This window comes from Paraburkholderia sp. JHI869 (assembly GCF_038900775.1).
In the GTDB taxonomy this organism is placed as follows: domain Bacteria; phylum Pseudomonadota; class Gammaproteobacteria; order Burkholderiales; family Burkholderiaceae; genus Paraburkholderia.
The window spans coordinates 42,156-68,124 of sequence record NZ_JAYMSC010000003.1; the positions used below are offsets into that span (position 1 = coordinate 42,156).

Below are 25,969 nucleotides of genomic sequence, written 5' to 3' on the forward strand. Positions count from 1 at the left end.
TGGACCTGAAGCTGGACTGGATAAATGCGAGCCTTGAACACGATTACGAAACTGGCCCAACACGCGGTGGCCCGAAACGCAATGCGCGCGACGCGAGCAAACACGCTCGGCAAGATTGGCAACATCATTCGACTTGCTGCTTGCGGCGCGGCGCTCGCTGTGGTCGCGGCCTGCCATGGCCTGCCGGAAAAGACCGACGAAACGGCAGCATGGAACAACAACAAATTATATACGGAGGCCCAGGACGCGCTCTCCGGCGGCGACTGGGGCAAGTGCGCGAAATATTTTGAAGCACTTCAGGGCCGCGACCCGTTCGGCCACTTCGCCCAGCAGGCGCAGATCAACGTGGCCTACTGCAACTGGAAGGACAACGAGAACGACGCCGCCGACCAGGCGATCAACCGCTTCATCCAGCTGCACCCGGATCACCCGGACATCGCCTACGCGTACTACCTCAAGGGCATGATCCACTTCAACGACGACCTCGGTCTCTTTGGCCGCTTCTCGGGCCAGGACATGAGCGAGCGCGACCCGAAGTCGCTGCGCGAGTCGTATGACGCCTTCAAGATGGTGGTCGACAAGTATCCGCAGAGCAAGTACGCACCGGACGCCGCACAGCGCATGCGTTACATCGTGAACGCGCTCGCTTCGCACGAAGTGCACGCGGCCGACTACTACTATCGCCGCGGCGCCTACGTGGCGGCCATCAACCGCGCGCAACTCGCGATCCAGGACTACAAGAGCGCGCCGGCGATCGAAGACGCGCTGCACATCATGATCCTGTCGTACGAGAAGCTCGATCAGCCGCAGCTTGCCGAAGACACGCGCCGCGTGCTCGCCGGCACCTTCCCGGACAGCCCGTACATCACCGGTCACGCGCGCCCCGGCAAGGAAAACAAGTCCTGGTGGCAGATCTGGTGATCGCCGCGCCTCAACGCTGAGGCGCGCAGGAAAGCAAAACGCCACGGAAATTCCGTGGCGTTTTTTTTGGCTTCTGCGCACGGCGCAGGCGTCTCGTGCCCGCGCGGCGCGCGCTATTTCAATCGCGCTCGAACAGCGCGATCGATTCCACGTGCGAGGTATGCGGGAACATGTTGACCACGCCCGCGCCCTTGAGCCGGTAGCCAGCCTCGTTGACGAGCACGCCCGCATCGCGCGCCAGCGTGCCGGGGCTGCACGATACATAGACGATGCGCCTGGGCAGCGGGCCATTGCCGCTCTGCGCGATTTCCGCGAGCGCCTGCGAAACGGCCAGCGCGCCTTCGCGCGGCGGGTCGACCAGGAACTTGTCGAAGTGGCCGAGCGCGCGCATGTCGTCGGCGGTGACTTCGAACAGATTGCGGCACGCAAACGACGTGTGCCCGTCCACGCCATTGGCGCGCGCATTTTCCAGCGCGCGGGCCGTGAGCGTATCGCTGCCTTCGATCCCCACCACCTCGCGCGCGAGACGCGCGAGCGGCAGCGTGAAGTTGCCGATGCCGCAGAACAGATCGAGCACGCGGTCGCCCGGCTCGGGCGCGAGCAGGCGCAGCGCGCGACCCACCAGCACGCGGTTGATCTGGTGATTGACCTGCGTGAAGTCCGTCGGCTTGAACGGCATGCGAATGCCGTATTCGGGCAGCGTGTAGTCGAGTTCCTTGTCGAGCGGATAGAACGGGAACACCGTGTCCGGGCCCTTCGGCTGCAGCCAGAACTGGACGTTGTGCTCGTCGGCGAATGCGCGCAGCAGGTCCTCGTCGGCGGCCGTGAGCGGCTCGAGAATGCGCAGCACCAGCGCCGTCACGCTCGAACCCACTGCGAGTTCGATCTGCGGCATGCGATCGCTGATCGACAGCGCGGCCACGAGATGGCGCAGCGGCACGAGCATCGCCGAGACGTTCGGCGGCAGCACTTCGCAGCTCGTCATGTCGGCCACGTAGCTGCTCTTCTTCTCGTGGAAGCCGACCAGCACGCCGCCCTTCTTCGGCACGTTGCGCACCGTGAGGCGCGCGCGATAGCGGTAGCCCCACGACGGCCCGTGAATCGGCCGGAACATCGTCTCCGAACGCACTTTCGAGAGGTGCTTGAGGTTGTCCTCGAGCACGCGCTGCTTGACGGCGATCTGCGCACGCACGTCGAGATGCTGCATCGAGCAGCCGCCGCAGGTGCCGAAGAACGCGCACTGCGGCTTCGTGCGGATCGCGCTTTCGCGCAGCACGTTCACCACTTGCGCCTGCTCGAACGTGGGCTTCTTGCGGTAGCTCAGGTAGGTCACGCGCTCGCCCGGCAGCGCGCCCTCGACGAAGATCACCTTGCCGGGCTCGCCCGTCTCGGTCACGGTGCGGCCAACGCCGCGGGCCTCCATGTCGAGCGATTCGATCTCGAGAATGGGGGCATGAGCGACCGAGGCTTCGATGGCGGCGCGCTTTTCAGCGCGGCGCTCGCGCTTGCTGCGCTTTTTCGTGGGCGTGGACGGCATGGGCTCGGCCTGAACAGGCTCGGCTTGAGGGTCGGGGGCAGCTTGAGACACCAGCGGATTCCTGACTGACGATGAGTGAATTGTGGGCGAAGGCGAGATTGTAGTCGATGTCGGCGCCTGCGCTCCGCAGATGCCGTTTTCGAACTTGTCCGATCGTGCTCACTGCGCCCCGTCACTACGATGATTCCTGACGCGTGATAAGTCCGACCCACGCGAAGGAATCGTCATCATGTCTGCCCTCGTCTTCCTGCAATCACGCGCGCTTTTGCTCGTCGTGCTCGGCGCCGCCACCGTCGCCGAACCGCTGATGTCCACGCACACGAGCACACGCCGGCCACTGCTGCCTGGCTTTGCGAGCCTCGCTGTGCCCATCGCGCTATTCGCCGTGTTGCTGTTCGGCCTGCGCATCCTGTTCGATTGAGCCTGCTCGATCAGGCGCTTTCAGATTCGTCCCATAGATTGCCGCCGGTTGCGGCGGCAAGGATATCTACCCCTTCACCAACGGAATCGAAGTGAGCAAGTTACCTCTCTATGCGCTCGCAGCAGCGACACTCGTGGGCCTCGCTGCGTGCGGCAGCCCGACCATCCAGCCCGACCAACTCGTTGCCTCCATCCAACCCGGCATGACGCAGAGTGAAGTCTACAAGCGCATGGGGCCGCCCGATCGCGGCTACCAGACCAACCGCTTCGACTGCTTCCAGTACGACCTCGGCAAGTACAACCTCGACAGTTCCCGCAACGTGCCGTTTTCCGTGTATTTCGACCGCAGCAACCACGTGGCCGGCACCGCGCGCGCCGCGTGCCAGGGTCGCCGGATCTAACGCCAATAACGGCAAACCGCGGCACGACGCCCTATCCGCCGCGGCCTTCACATTTATCATACAACACTGCAGAAAAAACCAGGCTAGGGTTAAACGTGCGGGAACTGCCGCCGCACCGTGCGAGGAGCCTGCCGATGAAACTGGTTAGCTGGAATGTGCAGTGGGGACGCGACGCTTCTGGCGTCGTCGATCTCGCGCGTACGGTGCACGAGGCCAGGCGCCTCGCCGATTTCGACGTGTTATGCCTGCAGGAAATCACGCGCGGTTTCCGGGCGCTGCCGGGTGGCCCCGGCGACGATCAGTTCGCCGAACTGCGGGCGCTACTGCCCGGCTATACGATCATCGAGGCGATCGGAGCCGATTTGCCTGCGCCGCCTGCGCCACGTGATGCGCAAGCCTCAAGCCAACGCACGGCGCCAATGCAGCGCCGCCAGTTCGGCAACGCGATCGCCACGCGCCTGCCTGTCGCGCAGGTTTTTCGCCACGCCCTGCCGTGGCCTGCCGACTCAACCGCGCCCTCGATGCAACGCGTCGCGCTCGAAGCCGTGCTCGACGCGCCGGACGGCGCACTGCGCGTGCTGGTCACGCATCTGGAGTTCTATTCGTTGCGCCAGCGGCTCGCGCAGGTAGACGAGTTGCGGCGTCTGCAACAGGAAGCCGCCGATCACGCGGCGCATCCCGCGCCCGCCGAAAACGATGTGGGTCCGTTCGTCCGCACCGCGCGCCCCGTATCGGCGATCGTGTGCGGCGATTTCAACAGCGCCTGGGGCAGCGAGGCATACACACGCATGCTCGAGCCGCTCGCGGGCAGCCCCGTCTTCATCGACGCGTGGACCACGCTCCATGCGGGCGCAACGCCGCCGCCCACGGCCGGCGTCTACGACACGGTGCAATGGTCGGACGGGCCGCTCGCGTGCGATTTCGTCTTCGTCACGGAGGATTTGCGCCCACGCTTGCGAAGCTGCGAGATCGACGGCGCGACCCAGGCTTCGGATCATCAGCCGATCGTGCTCGAACTGGGCTAAGAGGTAGTCGGCCGGCTGCGAGCTCAGCCAGCGAACGCCTTGAGATACTCGCCCCAATGCGGTGCGGTCTCCGCGGCGAGCGACTGCTTCACGAACTCGATCTCATCCGCATATTCGCGCTCTGTGAAACCGCCGCGCATCATCTGAAACCGGCAATACAGCAGATACGTGTTGACCACGTCGGTTTCGCAGTAGTTGCGGATTTCCTCGATGCGGCCGTCCTGAAACGCAGTCCATACATGACCGCCGTCCATGCCGAGCTTGCCCGGAAAGCCGCAGAGCTTCGCGAGCGCGTCGAGCGGCGCGTTTGCGCGCGGCTGGTACATCGCGAGAACGTCCATCAGGTCGGTATGGCGCGTGTGGTAGCGGCTAAGGTAGTTGTTCCACTTGAACTCGCGGTCCTCTTCGCCGGTTTCCCAGTAGCGCACCGCGCGAATGCCGTGCACGAGCGCGCGATAGTGCAGCACTGGCAGGTCGAAGCCGCCGCCGTTCCACGAAACGAGCTGCGGCGAATACTTCTCGATCGTGCGGTAGAACGAATCGATCAGCCGCGCTTCGCCGTCTTCAGGCGTGCCGAGCGAGCGCACGCGAAAACCCTGCCCATCGCGAAACACGCACGAGATCGCGGCGATGCGCTGCAAGTGATGCGGCAGGAAATCGCTGCCGGTTTTCTCGCGGCGCGCGGCGAAGGCGTGCTCGGCCACTTCGATGTCGGTGAGCGTGGCGGGCAGATCTTCGAGACGGCGAATGCCGTCGACATCGGGAATCGTCTCGATGTCGAATACGAGTACAGGAACTGTCATTCAGATGGACTGCGAGGGTTTAGAGAACGGCGTCCTTGCGCACGCCGTTCGAAGCGAAAAAGCGCTTGAGGCGCACCAGCGCTTCCTGCTGGATCTGCCGCACGCGCTCGCGGGTGAGGCCCATTTCGTCGGCCAGTTCTTCGAGCGTGGCGGGCTCGATATGGTTCAGCCCGAAGCGCCGTTCGATCACGTGGCGATGCTTATCGGATAATCGCCCAAGCCACGCGCGTGTAAGCGTTTCCAGTTCGCGATGCTGCACTTCTGCATCGGGCGACTGGCTCTGGTCGTCCGAGAGCAAATCGAGCAGGCTGCTGGCCGGGTCGAGGTCGAGCGGCGCGTCGAGCGAAGCCGTGTGTTCGTTGAGCGCGAGAATGTCGGTGACTTCCTCGGTGGTCTTGCCGGTGAGATACGCGATGTCGTCGATGCTCGCGTCGCGCCGCTCGGAGGCCGAATCGGCGTTGAGCGAATTCTTCTCCAGATGGCGCTTCGCACGCAGCACCTGGTTGAGCTCGCGGATCACGTGCACCGGCAAACGCACGGTGCGCGCCTGGTTCATGATCGCGCGCTCGATGCTCTGGCGGATCCACCAGGTCGCATAAGTCGAGAAACGGAAGCCGCGTGTCGGATCGAACTTCTCGATCGCATGCATGAGGCCGAGGTTGCCCTCCTCGATCAAGTCGAGCAGCGGCACGCCGCGATTGAGATAACCCTTGGCAATGCTGACGACGAGGCGCAGATTGCGCTCGATCATGACCTGGCGCGCTTCGAACTCGCCGGCCTTCGCAAGACGCGAGTAGCGCTGCTCCTCCTCGACAGTGAGGAGCGGCTTCACGCTGATCCGGTTCAGATAATGCTGGATGGTGTCGGCCGTGAGTTCGGCCTGCAGCATGGCGCGGAAATCGTCGGCGTCGGGCGCGGCCTCTGCCGTTTCTCCGCCCTCGCCCGAGCTGCCTTCGTCGGCCGAGGAATCGCGTTCCTCACGCTCCTCGCGCTCTTCATAGTCACGGCCGCCGTCGAGGTCGGGCGACGCGTCGTCGTCGCCCGCCTGCGCGCCGTCCTCCACCGAGACCTGGGCGGCTTGGCTGTCAGACTCGGATTGCTGCAGACGGCGCTTCGATTTCGGCATGGTCGGCTCGCTTTTATTGCGGCGGCAAGTACTTCAGTGGGTCGACGGGCTTACCCTGACGGCGTACTTCGAAATGCAGCATCACCCGGTCCGAGTCGGTATTGCCCATTTCGGCGATCTTCTGACCTTTGGTGACCGCATCCCCTTCTTTTACCATCAAAGTCCGGTTGTGTGCATACGCGGTCAAAAACGTGGCGTCATGCTTGATGATAATGAGATTGCCGTAACCGCGCAGCCCATTTCCGGCATAAACCACGCGTCCATCGCCGGCTGCCTTGACAGGATCGCCAGGCGCACCACCAATATTGATGCCCTTGTTCTTCGAATCGTCGAAGCCGTTGAGCACCGGACCACGCACCGGCCACGCGAGCGCGATGTTGCCGCCCGGCGCCGCGGCCATATCGCCGCCGCTTGCACCCGGTTGCGGCGGCACGGCAGCCGATGGCGCCGCTGCGTTCGCACCCGAGCCGTAGATCGGCGGCTGCGCCGGCGCCCCCGCTGCCGGCGCGCCCGGCGCTGCGCCCACGCCCGGAACCGGTGCGGTCACGACACCCGGCGTGTACGCCGACGGATTCGCCCCCGGCGGCACCACGCGCAACAACTGATCCACCTCAATCTGGTTCGGATTGGTGAGATTGTTCCACGTCGCGATGTCGCGATAATTCTGGCCGTTTTCGAGCGCAATCCTATAGAGAGTGTCGCCCGGCTTCACCCGGTAATATCCCGGAGGCGGCGGCCCGAGCGGCACCGGAGGCTGCGCGGCCGCAGTACCGAGCGGCGCGGTGCGGTCCACTACGGGTGCCTGATCGAGTCGCGTGGCGCATGCGGCCAGAAGGCAGAGCGCGGCGAGCGCGGCGCCGCGCTGGGCTGCGCTCAGCGTGGCTGCGGGCAGGTCGACATTCAGGCGGTTTCTTTTGATCGCGCGCAACATACTCATCGGATTCAGATCACTCCAGATTTTAAGGGGACAAAGAAAACGCGATCGAGGCGTGACTCCCGCCACTGCGCCGGCCCCGTGCGCTCGACGAGCGTGAGAACCTGCGTCGCTTCGCCGGCGGCACTCTGGGTGCCGGACACCGCCACGGGCGCCACGAGCCGCCCGCCGATGGCGAGTTGCTCGAGCAGCGCCTGCGGCACGTCAAAGCCAGCGGCAGCGATCACGATCGCGTCGAACGGCGCCGCCGACGGCAAACCGAGCCGTCCGTCGCCGTAGTGCAAGCGGATATTCGGAATACGCAGCGGACGAAGGTTCGTCTTCGCGCGCTCGTATAACGGCTTGATGCGCTCGATGGAATACACATCGCGCGCAATCTGGCTCAGCACGGCTGCCTGATAGCCGCAGCCGGTGCCGATTTCCAGCACGCGCTCCAGCACGCGGCCCGCACCCGCGAGTTCGAGCATTCGCGCGACCACGGAAGGCTTCGAGATGGTCTGGTGATGACCGATCGGCAGCGCCGCATCTTCGTAGGCCTGGGTCGCGAGACCCGGGTCGATGAACATGTGGCGCGGCACGGCCGCGAGCGCCTGGAGCACGCGCGCATCGGCAATGCCGTTTGCACGCAGGCGTTCGACCATGCGTTCGCGTACGCGTTCCGAAGTCAGCGCGTGCGCGCCATTGAGCGCAACGGCGGGCGCGCCTGTGACGGCTACGGGCACACGCGGTGCACTCGCACCGACCGGCATTGCGGCCCGCGGCGCGGCTGCGTTGCCGGCAGGATGCACGGGCTTGAGCGAGTTCGCTGGCTTTGCGCTAACCGGCTTCGCAGGCGGCGCCTTGAACGGCGTGTTTGCCGTGGGCTTCGCAACAGCAGATTTGCCGACCTGCGTGCCGACCTGAGTGCCAACCTTCGCGCCTGGCTTCGCGAGTGCGCCGACTCCCGGCTTCGAGGGGCTGCTGTTGCCCGCGCCCGCGAGCGGCGTGCGTGCCTCGCCCGGGCGCGTGTCGCGCCGGCGTGGCTCGCGCACGAGATCCGCGAGCCCGAGCGGAAAACGCTTCGTGCGCTCGCCCGTCATGAAACGCTGCCGCCCTTGCGCGCCCAGTCTTGCGTCGCGGACAACAGCTGTGTGTGAGTGAGATCGAGTTGCAGCGGTGTGATCGACACGTGGCCGTTCGCCACCGCGTGGAAGTCCGTACCCTCGCTCGCGTCGCGCGCGCTGCCCGACGGCCCGATCCAGTAGATCGGCTCGCCGCGCGGGTTGGTCTCGCGGATCACGGGCTGCGAAGGATGACGCTTGCCAAGGCGCGTGACGCGCCAATCGCCAAGTTCGTCGTACGGCAGGTTCGGGATGTTGACGTTCAGCAGCGGATGACCGGGCAACGGGTTCGCGAGGTAGTGCGCCACGATCTCGGCCGCGACGCGCGCAGCGGAATCGAGATGCACCCAGTCCTTGTCGACGAGCGAAAACGCAATGGCCGGCACGCCGAACATGATGCCTTCGGTGGCCGCGGCCACGGTGCCCGAGTACAGCGTGTCCTCGCCCATGTTCTGGCCGTTGTTGATGCCGGAGACCACGAGGTCGGGCTGCTGGTCGAGCATGCCCGTGAGCGCGATGTGCACCGAGTCGGTGGGCGTGCCGTTCACGTAATAGAAGCCGGTGCTCGCCGAGCGCAACACCGACAGCGGGCGCCACAGCGTAAGCGAGTTCGATGCGGCGCTGCAGTTCTGCTCGGGCGCCATGACCGTGACTTCGCCGAGCGGCTTGAGCGCTTCATAGAGCGCCGCAAGGCCGGGGGCGAGATAACCGTCGTCGTTGCTGAGTAGTATTCGCATCGAGCGATTGTAACCGAGGAAAGAAGGCACGCGAACGACAGCCCGGACCCTGCCGCGGCGCGCTGCGCACCGCGTCGGACGGCGAAGTCTCACGCAGAACCGCGACGCATTCGCAGGTGCAATGCTGCTCGCCGCGCCCTCGCGTAGTGCACGGCAATCGACGCGAATAAATCGCACGATCGTTCGCATTGATGCGGTTTGCCGTACACTGTTCCGCTGCAGCGAATCCATGATCGATGCAACTGAAAGCAACCGAACCGGATAAGACAGGAGACACGATGCGCGCAATCCGCTGCAACCAGTACGGCCCGCCCGACTCGCTCACGCTCGAAGACTCGCCCGACCTCGTGCCAGGCCCCGGCCAGGTCGTGATCGATGTGAAGGCCGCGGCGGTCAACTTCCCCGACGTGCTGATCATCGAGAACAAGTATCAGATGAAGCCGCCGCTGCCCTTCACGCCCGGCGCCGAACTTGCGGGCGTGGTGCGCGCCGCGGGCGAAGGCGTGAAGCTCGCACCGGGTACGCGCGTGGTGGCCTATGTGGGCACCGGCGCATTCGCCGAGCAGGCGCTTGCGGACGCATCGGCGTGCGTGGCGCTGCCCGACGGCGCGGACTTCGCAACAGCCGCCGCCTTCACGCTCGCGTACGGCACGTCGCACCACGCCGTTGTCGACCGCGCCGCGCTGCGCGCCGGCGAAACGATGCTCGTGCTCGGCGCGGCGGGCGGCGTGGGGCTTGCGGCTGTCGAGATCGGCAAGGTGCTCGGCGCGCGCGTGATCGCGGCGGCTTCGAGCGAAGAAAAGCTCGAAGTCTGCCGCCGCTTCGGTGCGGACGCCACCATCAACTACAGCACCGAGGACTTGCGCGAGCGCGTCAAGGCGCTTACCGACGGCAAAGGCCCCGACGTGATCTACGATCCGGTGGGCGGCGAGTATGCGGAACCGGCGTTCCGCAGTATCGGCTGGCGTGGGCGCTATCTCGTGGTGGGCTTTGCGAATGGCGAGATTCCCAAGCTGCCGCTCAATCTCGCGCTGCTCAAGGGTGCGAGCCTCGTCGGCGTGTTCTGGGGCGATTTCGCGCGGCGCGAACCGCAGCATAACGCGGCAGCATTCGCGCAGATGGTGGGCTGGATCGGCGAAGGCAAACTCAAGCCCTATGTCTCGAAGCGCTATAAGCTCGCCGACACCGCGCAGGCGCTCAAGGACATGGCTTCGCGCAAGGTGACCGGCAAGATCGTGATCGTGCCCTGAACGTCTCCTGCAACGCGGGAAGCAAAACAAAAACGGCTCGCAATGCGCGAGCCGTTTTGCATGGTGCAAGCCATCGTCCTAGACAATCTGTTGTGCGCGCAACCGTGCAATGTGGTCCGCGTCATACCCCAGCGTCTGCAGGACTTCATCGGTATGTTCGCCCAACGCGGGGCCAAGCCAGCGCGTGTCCCCGGGCGTAGCCGAAAGCTTGGGCGTGACCGAGGGCAGCGCGATATCCACGCCCTCGCCCGCCTTCGCACCCGGCGCCTGCCAGCGGAACTGCTGGATCATCTGGCGCGCCGCGAACTGCGGATCGGCGAACATGTCGGCCACGCTGAAGATGCGGCCCACGGGCACGTCGGCGGCGTTGAGCACGTCGAGCGCTTCGTCGATGGTGCGAGTTGAGAGCCACGCCGCGATGGCGCCGTCGATCTCCGCCGTACGCGGCACGCGGCCGTCGTTGTGCGCGAGTTGCGGATCGTTGGCGAGATCCGCGCGATCGATCGCCAACATCAGACGCTTGAAGATCGGATCGCTGTTGCCGCCGATCACGATGCTGCCGTCGCGGCACGGATACGTATTCGACGGCACGATGCCAGGCAGGGACGCGCCGGTGCGCTCGCGCACCATGCCATACACGCCGTACTCGGGCACAACGCTCTCCATCATGTTGAACACGGCTTCATAGAGCGCGACATCGACGATCTGGCCGCTGCCGCCGTTCATGTTGCGATGATGGAGCGCCATCATCGCGCCGATCACGCCGTGCAGCGCGGCAATCGAATCGCCGATCGAAATGCCGATGCGCGGCGGCGGCAGCTCGGGATAGCCGGTGATATGACGCAGGCCGCCCATCGATTCGGCGATCGCCCCGAAGCCCGGACGGTCGCGATACGGGCCGGTCTGGCCGTAGCCCGAAAGCCGCACCATCACAAGACCGGGATTCTCCTTCGAGAGGACGTCGTAGCCGAGCCCGAGCTTTTCGAGCAGGCCGGGCCGGAAGTTCTCGATGACGATATCGGCTTCCTTCGCGAGGCGCCGCACGATCTCCTTGCCCTCTTCGGCCTTGAGATTCACCGTGATCGACTTCTTGTTGCGCGCCTGCACGGCCCACCAGAGCGACGTGCCACCCGCTTCGGGATAGAGCTTGCGCCATTTGCGCAGCGGGTCGCCGCCCTTGGGGTCTTCGATCTTGATGACCTCGGCGCCGAACTCGCCAAGAAAGCGCGCGGCGAACGGACCCGCGATCAGCGTGCCGAGTTCGAGGACTTTGACGCCCGCGAGCGGGCCCGTGCCTTTGGCTGCGGATGCGTCCGCTTGGGAGTCGGGGGAAGCGGCGGCTGCGCTCATGGTGTCTCCTTTCGTTCTGTTCGGCGTGCGACGACGCGTTTCGACGTATTGGGGTTGCGCACGCAACGACGCGCGTTACATCGAGCGCCGGTCGAGCATGGCCCGCGCGATGGTGCCGGCGTCGACATATTCGAGCTCGCCGCCCACCGGTACGCCGCGCGCAAGGCGCGTGACGGCGAGACCGCGCGCCTTGAGCGTCTGGCCGAGGTAATGCGCCGTTGCCTCGCCCTCGTTCGTGAAATTGGTCGCGAGCACCACTTCCTTGACGACGCCGTCCGACGCGCGCTTCACGAGCCGGTCGAAATGGATCTCTTTCGGGCCGATGCCGTCGAGCGGGCTCAGATGACCCATCAGCACGAAATACAGCCCGCGGTACGTCATGGTCTGTTCGAGCATGATCTGGTCAGCCGGCGTTTCGACGACGCACAACAGCGTCGGGTCGCGCTCCTCGTCCAGGCAAGTTTCGCAGACCTGAGCTTCAGTGAAGGTATTGCACTTCTCGCAGTGCTTCAGATTCTCGGTCGCGAACAGGAGCGCGTTGCCGAGCTTTTCGGCGCCGTCGCGGTCGTGCTGCATCAGGTGATACGCCATGCGTTGCGCCGACTTCGGCCCGACACCGGGCAACACGCGCAGCGCCTCGACAAGTGCGGCGAGAGCGGATGGTTGTTTCATGCGGATTCAGCGCGAGATGCGCAACGGGGTTTGAAGCGAAGGTTGCTTCTGCGGCTACTTGCTACTTTTGACGCCTTGACGCCAGCGCCTGCGCAGCCGTGCCGGCCGCGGCAAGGCCTGCGAAACGCGCGGGCGCCGCCCTGCCGAAAGCAGACGCGGCGCTCGCAACGTTCCTTAGAACGGCATCTTGAAGCCCGGCGGCAGCGGCAGGCCGGCGGTCATGCCGCTCATCTTTTCCTGCGACGTGGCTTCGGCCTTGCGCACCGCGTCGTTGAACGCCGCGGCCACGAGGTCTTCGAGCATGTCCTTGTCGTCCGCGAGCAGGCTCGGATCGATCGACACGCGGCGCACGTCGTTGCGGCAGGTCATCGTGACCTTGACGAGACCGGCGCCAGCCTGACCCTCGACTTCGATCAGGGCAAGCTGCTCCTGCATCTTCTTCATGTTTTCCTGCATCTGCTGGGCTTGCTTCATGAGCCCGCCGAGTTGGCCTTTCAACATAGTCACTGCTCCTTCTGGATCGTAGTCGTTCGAATCGATGCGCTCAACAGCGCGCGACGCTTGCGGCGCCGCGCGGCGCAATTCAGTGGGCGGCCTGAGTGCCGCCCGATGCGGCGTCCGGCGCGACCGGCCGGATCGAGCCCGGCACGATGCTCGCGCCGAAGTCGCGAATCAGTTGCTGCACGAAGGGGTCGGCGCCAATCTCGCGCTCGGCTTCGCGTTGACGCTGCGCGCGATCGGCGGCGTCGAGCGCGGCCGCCGTTCGGCGCGCCGGGCCGACTTCCACGCTCACTTCAACAGTCTTGCCAAGGCGCTCGGCGAGCGCCGTCTTGAGCTTCGCGACCTGCGAGGCTTCGGCGTACTGCGGCACCGGCACGCTCAACTTGAGCAGCGTGCCTTCGAGCGCCGTCAGTTCGCTGTTGAAGGCGAGCTGGTACGAGATGCCCTTCAGCGATAGCGTGGCGGCGAGCGCGGGCCAGTCGCCCGTGAACCCGATCGGATCGAGCGGGATACCAGGCGGCAGCTTGCTCACGTCGACCACGGCCGGCGACGGCGTCGGTGCCGAAGCGGCGGCGCGCGGTGCGGACCGCTCGCTGTCGTAGGCCGGCACGAAACCGTCGTCGGGCGGCGCAAAGTACGCGTCGTCGGCGCCGAGTGGTACGTAGTCGTCTGGCGGGATGTCGTCCCACGGCGGTGCGCCAGAGGCGTCTTGCTGTGCGCTCGCGTTGCGCGCCGGTTGGCGCGCCTGCTGCGCTTCCTGCGCGGCGGCGGCGCGGCGGGCCGGATCGGGCGTCGGCACCTTGACTTCCATGCGCGGCGCGGCCTTCGGCGCGGGCGCCGGGGCGGCCGCGCCGGCAGCGGGACCGCGACCCGTGGCTACGCGCATGCCCTTGCTGCGCAGCACGTCGAGCGCAGCGCTCGCACCACCACGCCCGGACGCCGCAGCGGCAGGTTCTTCATGCGATTCGGCTTGCGGCGCGGGCGCAGCGGGCGCGCTTTGAACAGGTTGCGTCTCTTCTGCCGGAGCGGGAGCGGGAGCGGCGGCGGCCGGCTCGACCGCGGCGACAGGCACAGGACCCTCGTCTTCCCAGGGAGGCACGACACGCGCTTCAACTACAGGCCTGGCAAGCGGCGCAGGTGCGCTCACTTCCGGCTCGACAACGGGCGTCGCGACCGGTGCGGCCTCTACCGTCGGCGGTACGTTCGCCACTGTTTCCGGCTTCGGCGCGACCGGCTGCGCAACGACAGGCGCCGCACTGCGCGCCGAGGCGACCGCCGGAGCCGCCGCACGCGCGCCCGTGCCCGCCGCAGCGGGCTTCGACGCCGGCGCACTGCCCACGCTGCCTGCGCTCGCGGAAGGCTCGAACGCAAGCATGCGCAGAAGCGTCATCGTGAAGCCCGCGTATTCGTCGGGCGCGAGACCGAGTTCGCTGCGGCCGAGGGTCGCGATCTGATAGAAAAGCTGGACCTGTTCCGGGCTCAACACTTCTGCAAAACGGCGGATGTCGTCGGCTTCGGGCCACTCGTCGAGCACCGAGGAAGGCGAAAACTGCGCCCAGCCGATGCGATGAAACAGACTCGCGAGGTCCTGCAAAGCCGTGGAGAACGACAGACTGCGCAGCGCCATTTCGTCGGCAATGGCGAGCACGTTCGCGCCGTCGCCGGCCACGAGCGCGTCGATCAGGCGGATCAGATAGCTTTGATCGAGCGCGCCGAGCATGCCGCGCACCGCTTCTTCGGTGACCTGGTTGGCCGAATAAGCGATGGCCTGGTCGGTGAGCGAAAGCGCGTCGCGCATCGAGCCGTCGGCGGCGCGCGCGAGCAGGCGCAGCGCCTGCGGCTCGAACTCGACCTTCTCCTCACCGAGAATGTGCGAGAGGTGCTCGACGATGTTGCCCGCCGGCATCTGCTTCAGATTGAACTGCAGGCAGCGCGAGAGCACCGTGACTGGAATCTTCTGCGGGTCCGTCGTCGCGAGAATGAACTTCACGTGCGGCGGCGGCTCTTCCAGCGTCTTCAGCATCGCGTTGAAGGCGTGGTTCGTGAGCATGTGCACTTCGTCGATCATGTAGACCTTGAAGCGCGCATCGACCGGCGCGTAGACCGCACGCTCGAGCAGCGCGGCCATTTCGTCCACGCCGCGATTGCTCGCCGCATCCATCTCGACGTAATCGACGAAGCGCCCTTCGTCGATTTCCCGGCACGCGCGACACACACCGCACGGCTTCGACGTCACGCCGGTCTCACAGTTGAGCGCCTTGGCGAAGATGCGCGACAGCGTCGTCTTGCCCACGCCGCGCGTGCCGGTGAAGAGGTACGCGTGATGCAGGCGGCCGCCGTCGAGTGCATGCGTGAGCGCGCGCACCACGTGCTCCTGTCCGACGAGCGAAGCGAAATCCTTCGGTCGCCACTTGCGTGCGAGAACTTGATAGGTCATCCGGAAATTGTATCAGCAACGCCCGCGCGTCCAGATGAATCGAAAGGCGGCGCATGCTCACCTCACGACGGCCGCGCAATGGCGCTTGCAAGCGATTGCGGGCGACGAAAACAGTGGCGATAAATGCGTGACAAACAGGACAGAAACGGAGCACAGACGAACGACAGACGAAGAAGCGCGTCGCGCACTCGATTGCGCGGCGTCAATGTCGTATCTGGGGGAAAACCGGAAGAAAAAAGAGGAAGGTGACGAGCCTGACCCTCGGCACTGGCGGAAAACGGCTGTGGCTGCTTCGTTCCCGACCTGACCAGGTTGACCGCCCCTCCATGCGAGGAGGCCCGTCACGGCGCATTCTAACATCGGTCGCGCAGCAATGCGACTGCTGCAGTGCGAAAAAACGCGCCGAGCCGCTCCGGACAGCCTTGCACGCCATTATTGGACGCCCTCTTGCAACGGCCCGCACCGTCTCCAGATAGCGTGCAGGAGCACAAGATATCGCACCGCAATCCCGCGAAACGGCCCAGCAAAAATGCTCGCGCCGCCGCCCGAATGCCCCGCCAAATGTGGCCTGCAAGACGGAAACCCTGCTTGCGGTATGAGTACTATCACCGTCGGCAACGCATAGGGATTTAGGCTACACTGGCGTCGGCAATTGGCTGGGCCACGTGGTTTGCGTGCGAATAGCGTGTGTTTTGGACGTGCAATTCGGACGGATGAACGGGTTCGGTCTGGCCGCCCTGGCGGCCCCGGATGAATTTTCAGTTTTGGTGTATCGTGGCGAGCAATTAACTCAGCCTCGAATCGAAAGAGGTATTCATACAATGAGCGAACAAATCAAGCATATCAGCGACGCATCGTTCGAACAGGACGTCGTGAAATCCGACAAGCCCGTGCTGCTGGACTTCTGGGCCGAGTGGTGTGGCCCGTGCAAGATGATCGCGCCGATTCTCGATGAAGTCGCGAAGGATTATGGCGATCGTCTTCAGGTCGCGAAGATCAACGTCGACGAACACCAGTCGACGCCGGTGAAGTTCGGCGTGCGCGGCATCCCCACGCTGATCCTCTTCAAGAACGGCGCCGTGGCGGCGCAGAAGGTCGGCGCGCTCTCGAAGTCGCAGCTCACCGCGTTCCTGGACAGCCACCTGTAACTTCCAGGCTGGCCGTCCCTCCCCGACCGGGTGCATTGCCCGGCCAGCAAGGGATGAGCCATGCAACGGTGCGTGTTGTCATGCGACAACACGCACCATAAAAACACGTCGAAACTTGCTGTCGGTCTTCACTGACGGGTTCTGGCGTGTGCTATGCTAGAATTCATAAAGCGTCTACCCGGCGCCCTATAAAGTTTCAAGCAAGATTCAAGCAAAGTTTCGTCCTTGAGCGGTTCCGCTCACTTCTTTCCCCCAGACTTCTTTTCGTCGCACTCCTCCCCGACGGGTTCTCCGTATGCATCTTTCCGAGCTCAAGTCTCTGCACGTGTCCGAATTGATCGAGATGGCCAATGGCCTCGAGATCGAAAATGCGAACCGCCTGCGCAAGCAGGAACTCATGTTCGCGATTCTCAAAAAGCGCGCCAAGACGGGCGAAACGATCTTCGGTGACGGCACGCTCGAAGTGCTCCCCGACGGCTTCGGCTTCCTGCGCTCGCCGGAAACCTCGTATCTCGCCAGCACGGACGATATCTATATCAGCCCGTCGCAGATCCGCCGCTTCAACCTGCACACCGGCGACACGATCGAAGGTGAAGTGCGCACGCCGAAGGACGGCGAACGCTACTTCGCGCTCGTGAAGGTGGACAAGGTCAACGGCCAGCCGCCCGAGGCCTCGAAGCACAAGATCATGTTCGAGAACCTCACGCCGCTGCACCCGAACAAGGTGCTGCTGCTCGAGCGCGAAATGCGCGGTGAGGAGAACGTGACGGGCCGCATCATCGACATGATCGCGCCTATCGGCAAGGGTCAGCGCGGCCTGCTGGTCGCTTCGCCCAAGTCCGGCAAGACCGTGATGCTCCAGCACATCGCTCACGCCATCAAGCAGAACCACCCCGACGTGGTCCTGTTCGTGCTGCTGATCGACGAGCGTCCTGAAGAAGTGACGGAAATGCAGCGCTCGGTGGCAGGCGAAGTGATCGCCTCGACCTTCGACGAACCGGCTGCGCGTCACGTGCAGGTCGCCGAAATGGTGATCGAGAAGGCCAAGCGCCTCGTCGAAATGAAGCACGACGTCGTGATTCTGCTCGACTCGATCACGCGTCTCGCGCGCGCCTACAACACCGTTGTGCCCGCATCGGGCAAGGTGCTCACGGGCGGTGTGGACGCCAACGCGCTCCAGCGTCCGAAGCGCTTCTTCGGCGCGGCACGTAATATCGAAGAAGGCGGCTCGCTCACCATCATCGGCACGGCGCTGATCGAAACCGGCAGCCGCATGGACGACGTGATCTACGAAGAGTTCAAGGGCACCGGCAACATGGAAGTGCACCTCGAGCGCCGTCTCGCGGAAAAGCGCGTCTACCCGTCGATCAACCTGAACAAGTCGGGCACGCGTCGCGAAGAACTGCTGATCAAGCCGGACATCCTCCAGAAGATCTGGGTGCTGCGCAAGTTCATCCACGACATGGACGAAGTCGAGGCCATGGAATTCCTGCTCGACAAGATCCGTCAAACGAAGAACAACTCCGAGTTCTTCGACATGATGCGCCGCGGCGGCTAAGGCCCTCGCCCGCTGGATTCACCACAAAACGCCCGCGAAATTCGCGGGCGTTTTTCTTTTCCGGGATCAAATCACTACGGGTCCCAACCTGTACGTGAACGTTCACGTTGAACTATAATGCGCGGCATGCCTCGATCGCCCCACGGCGAAAAAAGAGTTCACCATGCCCAAGGATTCCCCTGCTTTGCTCACGGTTCGCGACGCCGCCGAGCGCCTGAATGTCACGCCGCGCACGCTCAAGTATTACGAAGAGCGCGGGCTTGTCAGCCCGTCGCGCAGCGAAGGCCGCTACCGGCTCTACGACGAGCACGACCTCGAGCAGTTTTCGCGCATCCTGCGGCTGCGCGCGCTCGGCTTTTCACTGCACGGCATCACCGAAATGCTCAAGCGGCCGCTCGAACACGCTGGCGAAGGCCGCCGGCGCTATTCGCAGGAGTCGCTCCAGCAGATCGCCGAGGCGCTCTCGCAGCAGATCGAAACGCTCGACACGCGTATTGCGGCCGTGCGCCGCGAGTTGAAGGAAGCGCAGACGGTGCGTGCGGAGCTTGCCGACGACCTCGACTACCTGCAGCGGCGCCTCGCGGGTGAGCCGTCCGATCAGCTGATCGAACAGCGCCTCGCCGCCACACGGCGCCGCAAGGCAACTGCGAGCACCACACCGGCAGAGCCTGCGGGCAAAGCACGCGACGACAACGACCCGGCATGAGCGCGACCCAGCCCCGCGAGCCGATCTTCAGCGCGGCGCGCCTGCGTGGCGACTTTTTCCCGTGGGTGCTCGCCCTCGCGACTGGGCTCGACTATTACGACAACGCGATCTTCTCGTTCTTCACGAGCCATATCGCGGGCGGCATCAACGCTTCGCCGGACGAACTCGTCTGGTCGTCGAGCGCTTACGCGGTGTGCGCGGTGCTGGGCATCCTGCAGCAGCAATGGTGGGTGGAGCGCATGGGCTACAGGCGCTACGTGGGCGGCTGCCTGCTTCTATACTCCGCCGGAGCGATTGCGGCTGCACTGTGCGAATCATCGATCGAACTCGCCTTCGCGCGCGGATTTCAGGGCTACTTCATCGGCCCGATGATGGGCACCTGCCGCATCCTCATCCAGATCAGCTTCACGCCGCAGCAACGGCCGGTCGCGACACGCGCGTTCCTTATTCTCATCGTGCTCTCCAGCGCGCTCGCGCCGCTCGTGGGCGGCCAGCTCGTCTCGCATTTCGACTGGCGCGCCCTGTTCGCTTTTTCCGCGCCCGCAGGCGTGCTCTATGCCGTGCTCGCCCTGCTCGCGCTGCCCGATACGGGCCACTTGCTACCCGAGGAACGCGGCGAAGCCCACTTCTGGCCTTACCTCATCTTCGCGTTTGCGCAGGGCGCGTTGCAGATCGCCATGCAGCAGGTGCGCTTCGAACTCTTCAGCGCGTCGCCGGAAATCATCCTGCTCACGCTCGTCGGGATCACGGCTCTCGCGTGGTTCGGCTGGCACCAGTGGCATCATCCGAAGCCCCTCATGCGCCTGCACGCACTGCGCGAAAAGCCGTTCCGGGTGGGCCTGCTGCTCTACATGGTCTATTACTACCTGAGCACGGCGCTCAGCTACCTGGTCTCGCGGCTGCTCGAAGGCGGATTCGACTATCCCGTCGAAAACGCCGGCCGCCTCACTGGCGTCACATCGCTCATCTCGGCCAGCGCGATCTTTCTCTACTTCCGATACGCGAAGTTCGTCACGCATAAGAAGTGGATCATCGTGCCCGGCTTCGTGCTCTCGGCGCTCATCTCGTTCTGGATGACGCGGCTCACGCCGCAAGCAAGCGAAGCCTGGCTCATCCCGCCGCTGCTGCTGCGTGGGCTCCTGTTGCTCTTCATCGTGCTGCCCGTCGCCAATCTCACGTTCCGCATCTTCGCGATCGAGGAATTCACGCACGGTTACCGCTTGAAAAACATCGTCCGACAGTTGACGATATCGTTCGCCACTGCCACGGTTATCATCGTCGAGCAGCACCGGCTCGCGCTGCACCAGACGCGGCTCGCCGAGTTCGTGAATCCGTTCAACCCGGCGTTCCAGAACACGTACGCTACGCTCACGCATTCGTTTGAGCTCATGGGCAGGTCCGCGGCCGAAGCACACGGACTCGCGCTCGCGCAGGTGAGCCGCATGGTCGCACAGCAGGCGAGCTTTCTGAGTTCGCTCGACGGGTTTTACTTCCTGATCGGCGTGGCGGTGTGCGGCGGGATCTTCGCCGCGTGGCAAAAGCAGATCGACTGAGCGAAAATCGCAAGCACGCGAACACTCACCCGAATCGATGCTTTCGAAACTCTCTAACTGGTTCGGCGCGCGCCGCCGCGAGAAGGCGCTGCGCACTTACGCGATCGACGACGCGCTTTGGCACGCCACGCTCGCCGGCCTGCCGTTTCTCAAGCACTTCGACGCCGCCGACCTTGCTCGCCTGCGCGAACTGACGAGCCTTTTCATCGCGCAGAAGGAGTTCTCGACGGCGCACGATCTCGAACTGACCGACCCGATGACGGTGGCGATCGCCGCTCAGGCGTCGCTGCCCGTGCTCAATCTTTCGCTCGATCTCTACAAGGGCTGGGTGGGCGTGGTCGTGTATCCGGGCGAATTCGTGATCCGCAAGACCGTGGAGGACGAGGACGGCGTGGTCCACGAAGTCGAACACGACGCGAGCGGCGAGGCCTGGGAAGGCGGCCCCGTGATCCTCTCGTGGGAAGACGCGCAGATGACCGACGGCAGCGACGCGTACAACGTCGTGATCCACGAGTTCGCGCACAAGATCGACATGTTCAACGGTGAGGCCGACGGTCATCCGCCCCTTTATCGACGCTGGCATGCGCCGCTCGACGCGCAGGCGTGGGCCGACGTGTTCGACAACGCCTACGACCAGTTCTGCGACAAGGTGGACGCCGTGCCGGAGCGCCGCTGGGCGCGCTTCGAGCGCGATTCGCTGATCGATCCCTATGCCGCCGATCATCCGTCGGAGTTCTTCGCGGTGTGCAGCGAGGCCCTTTTCGTCAAGCCGAAGGCGTTCGAGGCGGAATATCCCGAGCTTTACCGGTTGCTCGCGCGCTATTACCGCCAGGACCCGGCGCGCGTGGGCGCGCTGGCCGGCCAGCCGGCCTGAAAACCTGTCGCGCGGGGCCCTCAAAAATTCGCCAACCGGCTGATTATCTGGCATAATCGCCGTTTCTCGACCCTTGGGTAAGTGGCTCGCGCGAGCAAAGCCGGCAACATGGTGTTGCAGGCCCGCGGGTTGGCTACCGCCAGATTTAAGGAATAACCATGAAAGAAGGCATTCACCCGGATTACCGCGAAGTCCTGTTCATCGACGTTTCGAACGACTTCAAGTTCGTGACCCGCTCGACCATCCAGACGCGCGAAACCGCCGAATTCAACGGCAAGACCTACCCGCTCGCCAAGATCGAAGTGTCGTCGGAATCGCATCCGTTCTACACGGGCACGCAAAAGATCATGGACACGGCCGGCCGTGTCGAGAAGTTCAACAAGAAGTTCGGCGCACGCGCCTCGGGCAAGGCTGGCAAGTAAAAGCTTCGCCGCACCGGCTTCTGGCCGGTCCCGCATTTTACGTGCACAAAAAGGGCAGCATACGCTGCCCTTTTTTGTTGCCTGCGCCACCATTGCGCCGTCCAGGCAGCCAGTTGCGTGCGACTTACTGCCCCTTTTCAGATGTTTCCTTGGATTAACACGCGGCTAACGCCGTGACGCACGGTCGCCGGCCCGGCTAGAATGCCGGATTGCTCCGCGGCATACGGACGGGTGTACCGTCTGCCGCGCATGCGTGCCTCGCCCTGCGTGCGAGCCACCCGCTCGAACACGCCCGGTTTATCCGTCTCCCTTCGTACTGCATGAAGCCAGCCATTCGACTGACCGCCTCCGCCACCAGCGCCCTGCCGCGCTGGCTGCTGCTGACCATCTGTATCGTCTTCGCGGCGTTCGGCCTCTTTGGCCGCGACCCGTGGAAGAACGAGGATGCAGCGGGCTTCGGCGTGATGTGGACGATGGCGGGCGGCAGCTCCCACGACTGGCTGCTGCCGAATCTCGTCGGCAAGTACGTGACCGAGAACGGTCCGCTCGGCTACTGGCTGGGCGCCGCCTGCATCCGCCTCTTCGCCCCGTGGGTCGACGCGAGCAACGCTTCGCGCATCGCCACGGGCGTGCTGTTCTGTCTCGCGTGCGCGTTCGTCTGGTACAGCGCGTATCTGCTGGGCCGCCGGCCCGAAGTGCAGCCGTTCAAGTACGCGTTCGGTGGCGAGCCCGAGCCGCGCGACTACGGCCGCACCCTCGGCGACGGCGCCCTGCTCATTCTGCTGGGCTGCTTCGGCCTTGCCGAGCGCGGTCACGAAACCACGCCGCAGCTCATGCAGTTCGTGGGCATCGCCATGCTCCTGTACGGCGTCGTGCGCGCCATCGACAAGCCGGTTCAGGGCGCGCTCTGGTGGGGCCTCGCGCTCGGCATCGTGATGCTTTCGAGCGGCCCCGTGCTCGTAGGCGCGCTCCTCATCGGCACGTTCGCCATGCTCGCCATCGCGCCCGAAACGCGCTCGCGCTGGCTGCTCGTGGCGGGCCTGCCCGTGGCGCTCGTGATCTCGGCCTCGTGGCCGATGCTGGCGCTTCACTTCTACCCCGACGACGCCGTCTGGTTCCTCAACCAATGGGCGCACACCAACGTCAACGCCTTCGCCGGGCCGCCGGGCTACGTGCTGCGCTACGCCGCCAAGAACCTGCCGCTCTTCACATGGCCCGCGTGGCCGCTGGCGATCTGGGCCTTCGTGAGTTGGGCCGGACTGCGCCACAAGCCGCACATCGCGATTCCGCTTTCGGTGATCGTGCCGCTCATCATCCTCGTGATCGTGCAGAGCCACGAATCGAACCGGCTCTTCATGCTCGTGCTACCCGCGCTTTCGGTGCTCGCAACGTTCGCGCTGCCCACACTCAAGCGCGGCGCAATCAACGCGATCGACTGGTTCGCGGTGCTGAGCTTCACGATTCTGAGCACCTTCGTGTGGCTCGTGTGGCTCGCGGGCATGACCGGCTTCCCGGCACCGCTCGCGCGCAACCTCGCGCGCCTCGCGCCGGGCTTCGTGCCGCAGTTCAAGATTCTCTCGTTCGTGTGCGCGGTGGCCGTCACCGTGTGCTGGATGGTGCTCGTGCGGTGGCGTGTGGCGCGCCATCCGAAGGTGCTGTGGCGCAGCGTCGTGCTCTCGAGCGGCGGCACCACGCTCATGTGGGTGCTGCTCATGACGCTCTGGCTGCCGGTCGTCAACTACAGCCGGACCTATAAGGACGTCGCCGAACAGATCGCCGCGCACCTGCCCGCGGACTATCAGTGCATCTCGCCCGTGCGCCTCGGCGACGCGCAGATCGCCACCTTCGCGTACTTCGGCAAGATGCACTTCGCCTTCAACGAGGACTGCGACGTCATCCTGCGCCAGGACACCCAGGACTACGGCGAGCCGAGCTCGATGCCGGACTACGTGTGGAAGCTCGTGTGGGAAGGCCGCCGCGCCGCCGACCGCGACGAGCGCTTCCGCCTCTATGTGCGCATCGACCGTCCGACACCGCCGATCAAGAAGCATGTCTGGCGCAAGCGTCCGGACTGAGGCCGCGGTGACGACGACGTTCGCCGGCGACGTCCGGCGTATCGCCGCGCTCGCGTGGCCGGTGCTGATCGGGCAGCTCGCGATCATCGCGTTCGGCGTGATCGACACCGCGATGGTCGGCCGCTACTCGGCGCTCGACCTCGCTGCGCTCGGCCTGGGGTCGTCGATCTACGTTTCGGTCTATATCGCCCTCACGGGCATTCTTAGCGCGCTGCAGCCCGTTGCGGCGCAGCTCTACGGCGCGCGCAAGGACACGGAAATCGGGCTCGAGGTGCGCCAGGCATTCTGGCTCGCGCTCGTGCTGATGGCGATCGGCTTCACGATCCTCTACTTTCCCGGCCCGCTACTCGATCTCGCGCGTGCGCCTGAGGCGCTGCGCGAGCGCACCGTCGGCTATCTGCGGCTGCTTTCGTTCGGGCTGCCCGCGGCGCTGGCCTTTCGCATCTACAGTTCGCTTGCCAATGCCGTGGGGCGACCGCGTCTCGTGATGTTCCTGCAAGTCGGCGCGCTCGTGCTCAAGGTGCCGCTCAACACGTGGCTCATCTTCGGCGGCCACGGTGTGCCGGCGCTCGGCGGTCCAGGCTGCGCGCTCGCAAGCACGTCGATCAACTGGGCGCTCGCCTTGTGCGCGGCTGTCGCGTTTACGCGTGTTGATGTGTTCGCGCCGTTCGAAATCTTCAAGCACTTCTGCTGGCCCGAGTGGAAGCGCCAGGCCGAACTGCTCAAGCTCGGCATTCCGATGGGGCTTTCGTACCTGATCGAAGTGACGTCGTACACGTTCATGGCGATCTTCATCGCGCGCATGGGCACGACCACGCTCGCCGGGCACCAGATCGCCGGCAACATCGGCGCGGTGCTCTACATGACGCCGCTTTCGATCGGCGTGGCGACCTCGACGCTCGTCGCGCAGGCGCTGGGCGGCAATCGTCCGGCCGAAGCGCGTACGCTCGCGCGGCACGGCGTGGCGACAGCCGTGGCGATCGCCTGCTGCTACGGCGCGATCGTGTTCGTGCTGCGGCCGCTGATCATCGGCGGCTATACGCCAGATCCGACCGTTGCGGTCGCAGCGATGCCGCTCGTCGCCATCGTCACCTGCTATCACGTATTCGACGCGCTGCAGATCACCACGGCCTTCGCCTTGCGCGCCTACAAGGTCGCGGTCGTGCCGACCATCATCTACGCGATCGCGCTCTGGGGCGTGGGGCTGGGCGGCGGCTACGCGCTGGGCTTCGATGTGACCGGCACGATGCCCGCCTGGGCGACGGGCGCGCGCGGCTTCTGGCTCGCCAACATGGCTAGCCTCCTGATTGCCGGCGCTGGACTTCTGTTTTATCTCTCGCGTGTAAGTGCGCGGTTTGTGCGCGAGCGTGCCTAGCCTGTTGTCGCGGGAGGCGGTTGGCGGTTAGTTGCAAACACAGATCACCCGGCATCAGCCTGCCGCGCCGCCTCCACCGTCTGAGCCGCGTGATACGACGAGCGGACCAGCGGCCCGGCCACGACTTCGCTAAATCCCATTTCCAGCCCCGCCGAGCGCAATGCGGCGAATGCATCGGGATGCACGTAGCGCATCACCGGCAAATGGAACTTCGATGGCGCGAGATACTGCCCAATCGTCAGTACTTCTACGCGATGCTCGCGCAGGTCGCGCATCGTCGCGAGCAGTTCTTCGTCGGTTTCGCCCAACCCCACCATCAGCCCCGACTTCGTGACGAGCGCACCGTTCGCCGCTTTCGCGCGCGCCAGCAGGTCGAGCGAACCGCGATAATCCGCGCCCGGCCGCGCCGCGCGATAGAGCGAGGGCACGGTCTCGATGTTGTGATTGAACACGTCGGGCCACGCGAGCGAGAGCGCCTCGAGCGCACGCGCGATGCGGCCGCGAAAATCCGGCGTCAGCACCTCGACGCCGATCCCCGGCACGCGCTCGCGCACCTGCGCGATGCAGCGCGCGAAGTGCGCTGCGCCACCGTCGCGCAAGTCGTCGCGATCGACCGATGTGATGACGACGTGCCGCAAGCCCAGCGCCGCGACTGCCGCCGCAAGGTGCGCCGGCTCGTCCTCGTCGAGCGGCGCGGGCCGCCCGTGAGCGACGTCGCAGAACGGACAGCGCCGCGTGCAAAGGCCGCCCATGATCATGAAGGTCGCGGTGCGCTGCGCAAAGCATTCGCCGATGTTCGGGCACATTGCTTCTTCGCATACCGAATGAAGCCGGTGTTCGCGCAATACGGCCGCCACGCCCGCTACGGTCTCGCTCATGAGCGGGCGCGCGCGCAGCCAGGGCGGCTTCGGCAAGACCGCGTCAGTGCCCGAGGGCGGCACTATCTTCACCGGAATCCGCGCAAGCTTCTCGCGGCTGCGAAGGCCCTCCTGACCAAGCGCCGTACTCGACACGTGAGACGTATGGGACGTGGCGGCATCCATG

Annotated in this window: 24 protein-coding genes and 1 other RNA gene; 13 read left to right on the forward strand and 12 right to left on the reverse strand. The window is 65.0% G+C overall.

Annotated features, from left to right (window positions below; all coding sequences use genetic code 11):
* Positions 1–24: 24 nt before the first annotated feature.
* On the forward strand, positions 25–921 hold the full coding sequence (locus tag VSR72_RS06600) for an outer membrane protein assembly factor BamD (RefSeq protein WP_342951628.1): 897 nt from the start codon (positions 25–27) through the stop codon (positions 919–921).
* Positions 922–1,039: 118 nt separating this feature from the next.
* Here VSR72_RS06600 and rlmD read toward each other — a convergent pair whose 3' ends face one another.
* Positions 1,040–2,344, reverse strand: coding sequence for a 23S rRNA (uracil(1939)-C(5))-methyltransferase RlmD (rlmD, locus tag VSR72_RS06605; RefSeq protein ID WP_342952025.1), 1,305 nt, complete (start codon positions 2,342–2,344; stop codon positions 1,040–1,042).
* Positions 2,345–2,687: 343 nt separating this feature from the next.
* On the opposite strand from rlmD, the gene VSR72_RS06610 reads away from it, so the two are divergent.
* The 3 genes from VSR72_RS06610 (at position 2,688) to VSR72_RS06620 (ending at position 4,304) form a co-directional block, all read left to right on the forward strand.
* Positions 2,688–2,879, forward strand: coding sequence for a hypothetical protein (locus VSR72_RS06610; protein ID WP_342951629.1), 192 nt, complete (start codon positions 2,688–2,690; stop codon positions 2,877–2,879).
* A 91-nt stretch (positions 2,880–2,970) separates the two neighbouring features.
* On the forward strand, positions 2,971–3,279 hold the full coding sequence (locus VSR72_RS06615) for a hypothetical protein (protein WP_342951630.1): 309 nt from the start codon (positions 2,971–2,973) through the stop codon (positions 3,277–3,279).
* Between the two features lie 134 nt (positions 3,280–3,413).
* A complete protein-coding gene (locus VSR72_RS06620) occupies positions 3,414–4,304 on the forward strand; it encodes an endonuclease/exonuclease/phosphatase family protein (RefSeq protein ID WP_342951631.1) in 891 nt (296 codons plus the stop codon).
* A gap of 23 nt (positions 4,305–4,327) precedes the next feature.
* Here the strand turns inward: VSR72_RS06620 and VSR72_RS06625 are convergent, their stop codons facing one another.
* The 5 genes from VSR72_RS06625 to surE are packed head-to-tail and all read right to left on the reverse strand — an operon-like array spanning position 4,328 to position 9,004.
* Complete coding sequence (locus VSR72_RS06625) at positions 4,328–5,107, reverse strand: 3'-5' exonuclease (protein WP_342951632.1); 780 nt, start codon at positions 5,105–5,107, stop codon at positions 4,328–4,330.
* A gap of 19 nt (positions 5,108–5,126) precedes the next feature.
* Positions 5,127–6,233 carry an RNA polymerase sigma factor RpoS gene (gene rpoS / locus VSR72_RS06630; RefSeq protein WP_342951633.1) on the reverse strand — a complete coding sequence of 369 codons (1,107 nt, stop codon included), beginning with the start codon at positions 6,231–6,233 and terminating at the stop codon, positions 5,127–5,129.
* 13 nt (positions 6,234–6,246) lie between these two features.
* On the reverse strand, positions 6,247–7,170 hold the full coding sequence (locus tag VSR72_RS06635) for a peptidoglycan DD-metalloendopeptidase family protein (RefSeq protein WP_342951634.1): 924 nt from the start codon (positions 7,168–7,170) through the stop codon (positions 6,247–6,249).
* A 5-nt stretch (positions 7,171–7,175) separates the two neighbouring features.
* Positions 7,176–8,246: a protein-L-isoaspartate(D-aspartate) O-methyltransferase gene (locus VSR72_RS06640; RefSeq protein ID WP_342951635.1), complete on the reverse strand. Its 1,071-nt coding sequence runs from the start codon at positions 8,244–8,246 to the stop codon at positions 7,176–7,178.
* Entirely contained in the window at positions 8,243–9,004 is a 762-nt protein-coding gene (surE, locus tag VSR72_RS06645) for a 5'/3'-nucleotidase SurE (RefSeq protein ID WP_342951636.1), read from the reverse strand. The genes VSR72_RS06640 and surE overlap by 4 nt, the downstream gene beginning before the upstream one ends.
* Positions 9,005–9,282: 278 nt before the next feature.
* Here surE and VSR72_RS06650 point away from each other — a divergent pair, with 278 nt between their 5' ends.
* Complete coding sequence (locus VSR72_RS06650) at positions 9,283–10,254, forward strand: NADPH:quinone oxidoreductase family protein (protein ID WP_342951637.1); 972 nt, start codon at positions 9,283–9,285, stop codon at positions 10,252–10,254.
* 78 nt (positions 10,255–10,332) lie between these two features.
* Here the strand turns inward: VSR72_RS06650 and VSR72_RS06655 are convergent, their stop codons facing one another.
* The 5 genes from VSR72_RS06655 to ffs all read right to left on the reverse strand — a co-directional run bounded on the left by VSR72_RS06655 (position 10,333) and on the right by ffs (position 15,557).
* Positions 10,333–11,604, reverse strand: coding sequence for a CaiB/BaiF CoA-transferase family protein (locus VSR72_RS06655; RefSeq protein ID WP_342951638.1), 1,272 nt, complete (start codon positions 11,602–11,604; stop codon positions 10,333–10,335).
* Between the two features lie 75 nt (positions 11,605–11,679).
* A complete protein-coding gene (gene recR, locus VSR72_RS06660; protein WP_133184310.1) occupies positions 11,680–12,276 on the reverse strand; it encodes a recombination mediator RecR in 597 nt (198 codons plus the stop codon).
* A gap of 174 nt (positions 12,277–12,450) precedes the next feature.
* Entirely contained in the window at positions 12,451–12,777 is a 327-nt protein-coding gene (locus tag VSR72_RS06665; protein ID WP_322033073.1) for a YbaB/EbfC family nucleoid-associated protein, read from the reverse strand.
* An 82-nt stretch (positions 12,778–12,859) separates the two neighbouring features.
* Complete coding sequence (gene dnaX, locus VSR72_RS06670) at positions 12,860–15,214, reverse strand: DNA polymerase III subunit gamma/tau (protein WP_342951639.1); 2,355 nt, start codon at positions 15,212–15,214, stop codon at positions 12,860–12,862.
* A 244-nt stretch (positions 15,215–15,458) separates the two neighbouring features.
* Positions 15,459–15,557: signal recognition particle sRNA small type (gene ffs / locus VSR72_RS06675), an RNA gene on the reverse strand.
* Between the two features lie 478 nt (positions 15,558–16,035).
* Here ffs and trxA point away from each other — a divergent pair.
* The 8 genes from trxA to VSR72_RS06715 all read left to right on the forward strand — a co-directional run bounded on the left by trxA (position 16,036) and on the right by VSR72_RS06715 (position 24,925).
* On the forward strand, positions 16,036–16,362 hold the full coding sequence (trxA, locus tag VSR72_RS06680) for a thioredoxin TrxA (protein ID WP_027818380.1): 327 nt from the start codon (positions 16,036–16,038) through the stop codon (positions 16,360–16,362).
* Between the two features lie 295 nt (positions 16,363–16,657).
* Positions 16,658–17,920 (forward strand): transcription termination factor Rho, encoded by a 1,263-nt coding sequence (rho, locus tag VSR72_RS06685; protein WP_027818379.1) that lies wholly within the window; start codon positions 16,658–16,660, stop codon positions 17,918–17,920.
* Between the two features lie 163 nt (positions 17,921–18,083).
* Positions 18,084–18,626 carry a MerR family transcriptional regulator gene (locus VSR72_RS06690; RefSeq protein WP_342951640.1) on the forward strand — a complete coding sequence of 181 codons (543 nt, stop codon included), beginning with the start codon at positions 18,084–18,086 and terminating at the stop codon, positions 18,624–18,626.
* Positions 18,623–20,179 carry an MFS transporter gene (locus tag VSR72_RS06695; RefSeq protein WP_342951641.1) on the forward strand — a complete coding sequence of 519 codons (1,557 nt, stop codon included), beginning with the start codon at positions 18,623–18,625 and terminating at the stop codon, positions 20,177–20,179. The genes VSR72_RS06690 and VSR72_RS06695 overlap by 4 nt, the downstream gene beginning before the upstream one ends.
* Before the next feature lie 37 nt (positions 20,180–20,216).
* Positions 20,217–21,053 carry a M90 family metallopeptidase gene (locus tag VSR72_RS06700; protein WP_342951642.1) on the forward strand — a complete coding sequence of 279 codons (837 nt, stop codon included), beginning with the start codon at positions 20,217–20,219 and terminating at the stop codon, positions 21,051–21,053.
* A gap of 158 nt (positions 21,054–21,211) precedes the next feature.
* Positions 21,212–21,475: a type B 50S ribosomal protein L31 gene (locus VSR72_RS06705; protein WP_069267507.1), complete on the forward strand. Its 264-nt coding sequence runs from the start codon at positions 21,212–21,214 to the stop codon at positions 21,473–21,475.
* A gap of 320 nt (positions 21,476–21,795) precedes the next feature.
* The gene (locus VSR72_RS06710) at positions 21,796–23,550 is read left to right on the forward strand and encodes a glycosyltransferase family 39 protein (RefSeq protein ID WP_342951643.1); all 1,755 of its coding nucleotides are present in this window, start codon (positions 21,796–21,798) and stop codon (positions 23,548–23,550) included.
* A gap of 7 nt (positions 23,551–23,557) precedes the next feature.
* On the forward strand, positions 23,558–24,925 hold the full coding sequence (locus VSR72_RS06715) for an MATE family efflux transporter (RefSeq protein WP_342951644.1): 1,368 nt from the start codon (positions 23,558–23,560) through the stop codon (positions 24,923–24,925).
* A gap of 44 nt (positions 24,926–24,969) precedes the next feature.
* Here the strand turns inward: VSR72_RS06715 and lipA are convergent, their stop codons facing one another.
* Positions 24,970–25,968, reverse strand: a complete 999-nt coding sequence (gene lipA, locus VSR72_RS06720; RefSeq protein ID WP_342951645.1) for a lipoyl synthase — start codon at positions 25,966–25,968, stop codon at positions 24,970–24,972.
* Position 25,969 lies beyond the last annotated feature (1 nt).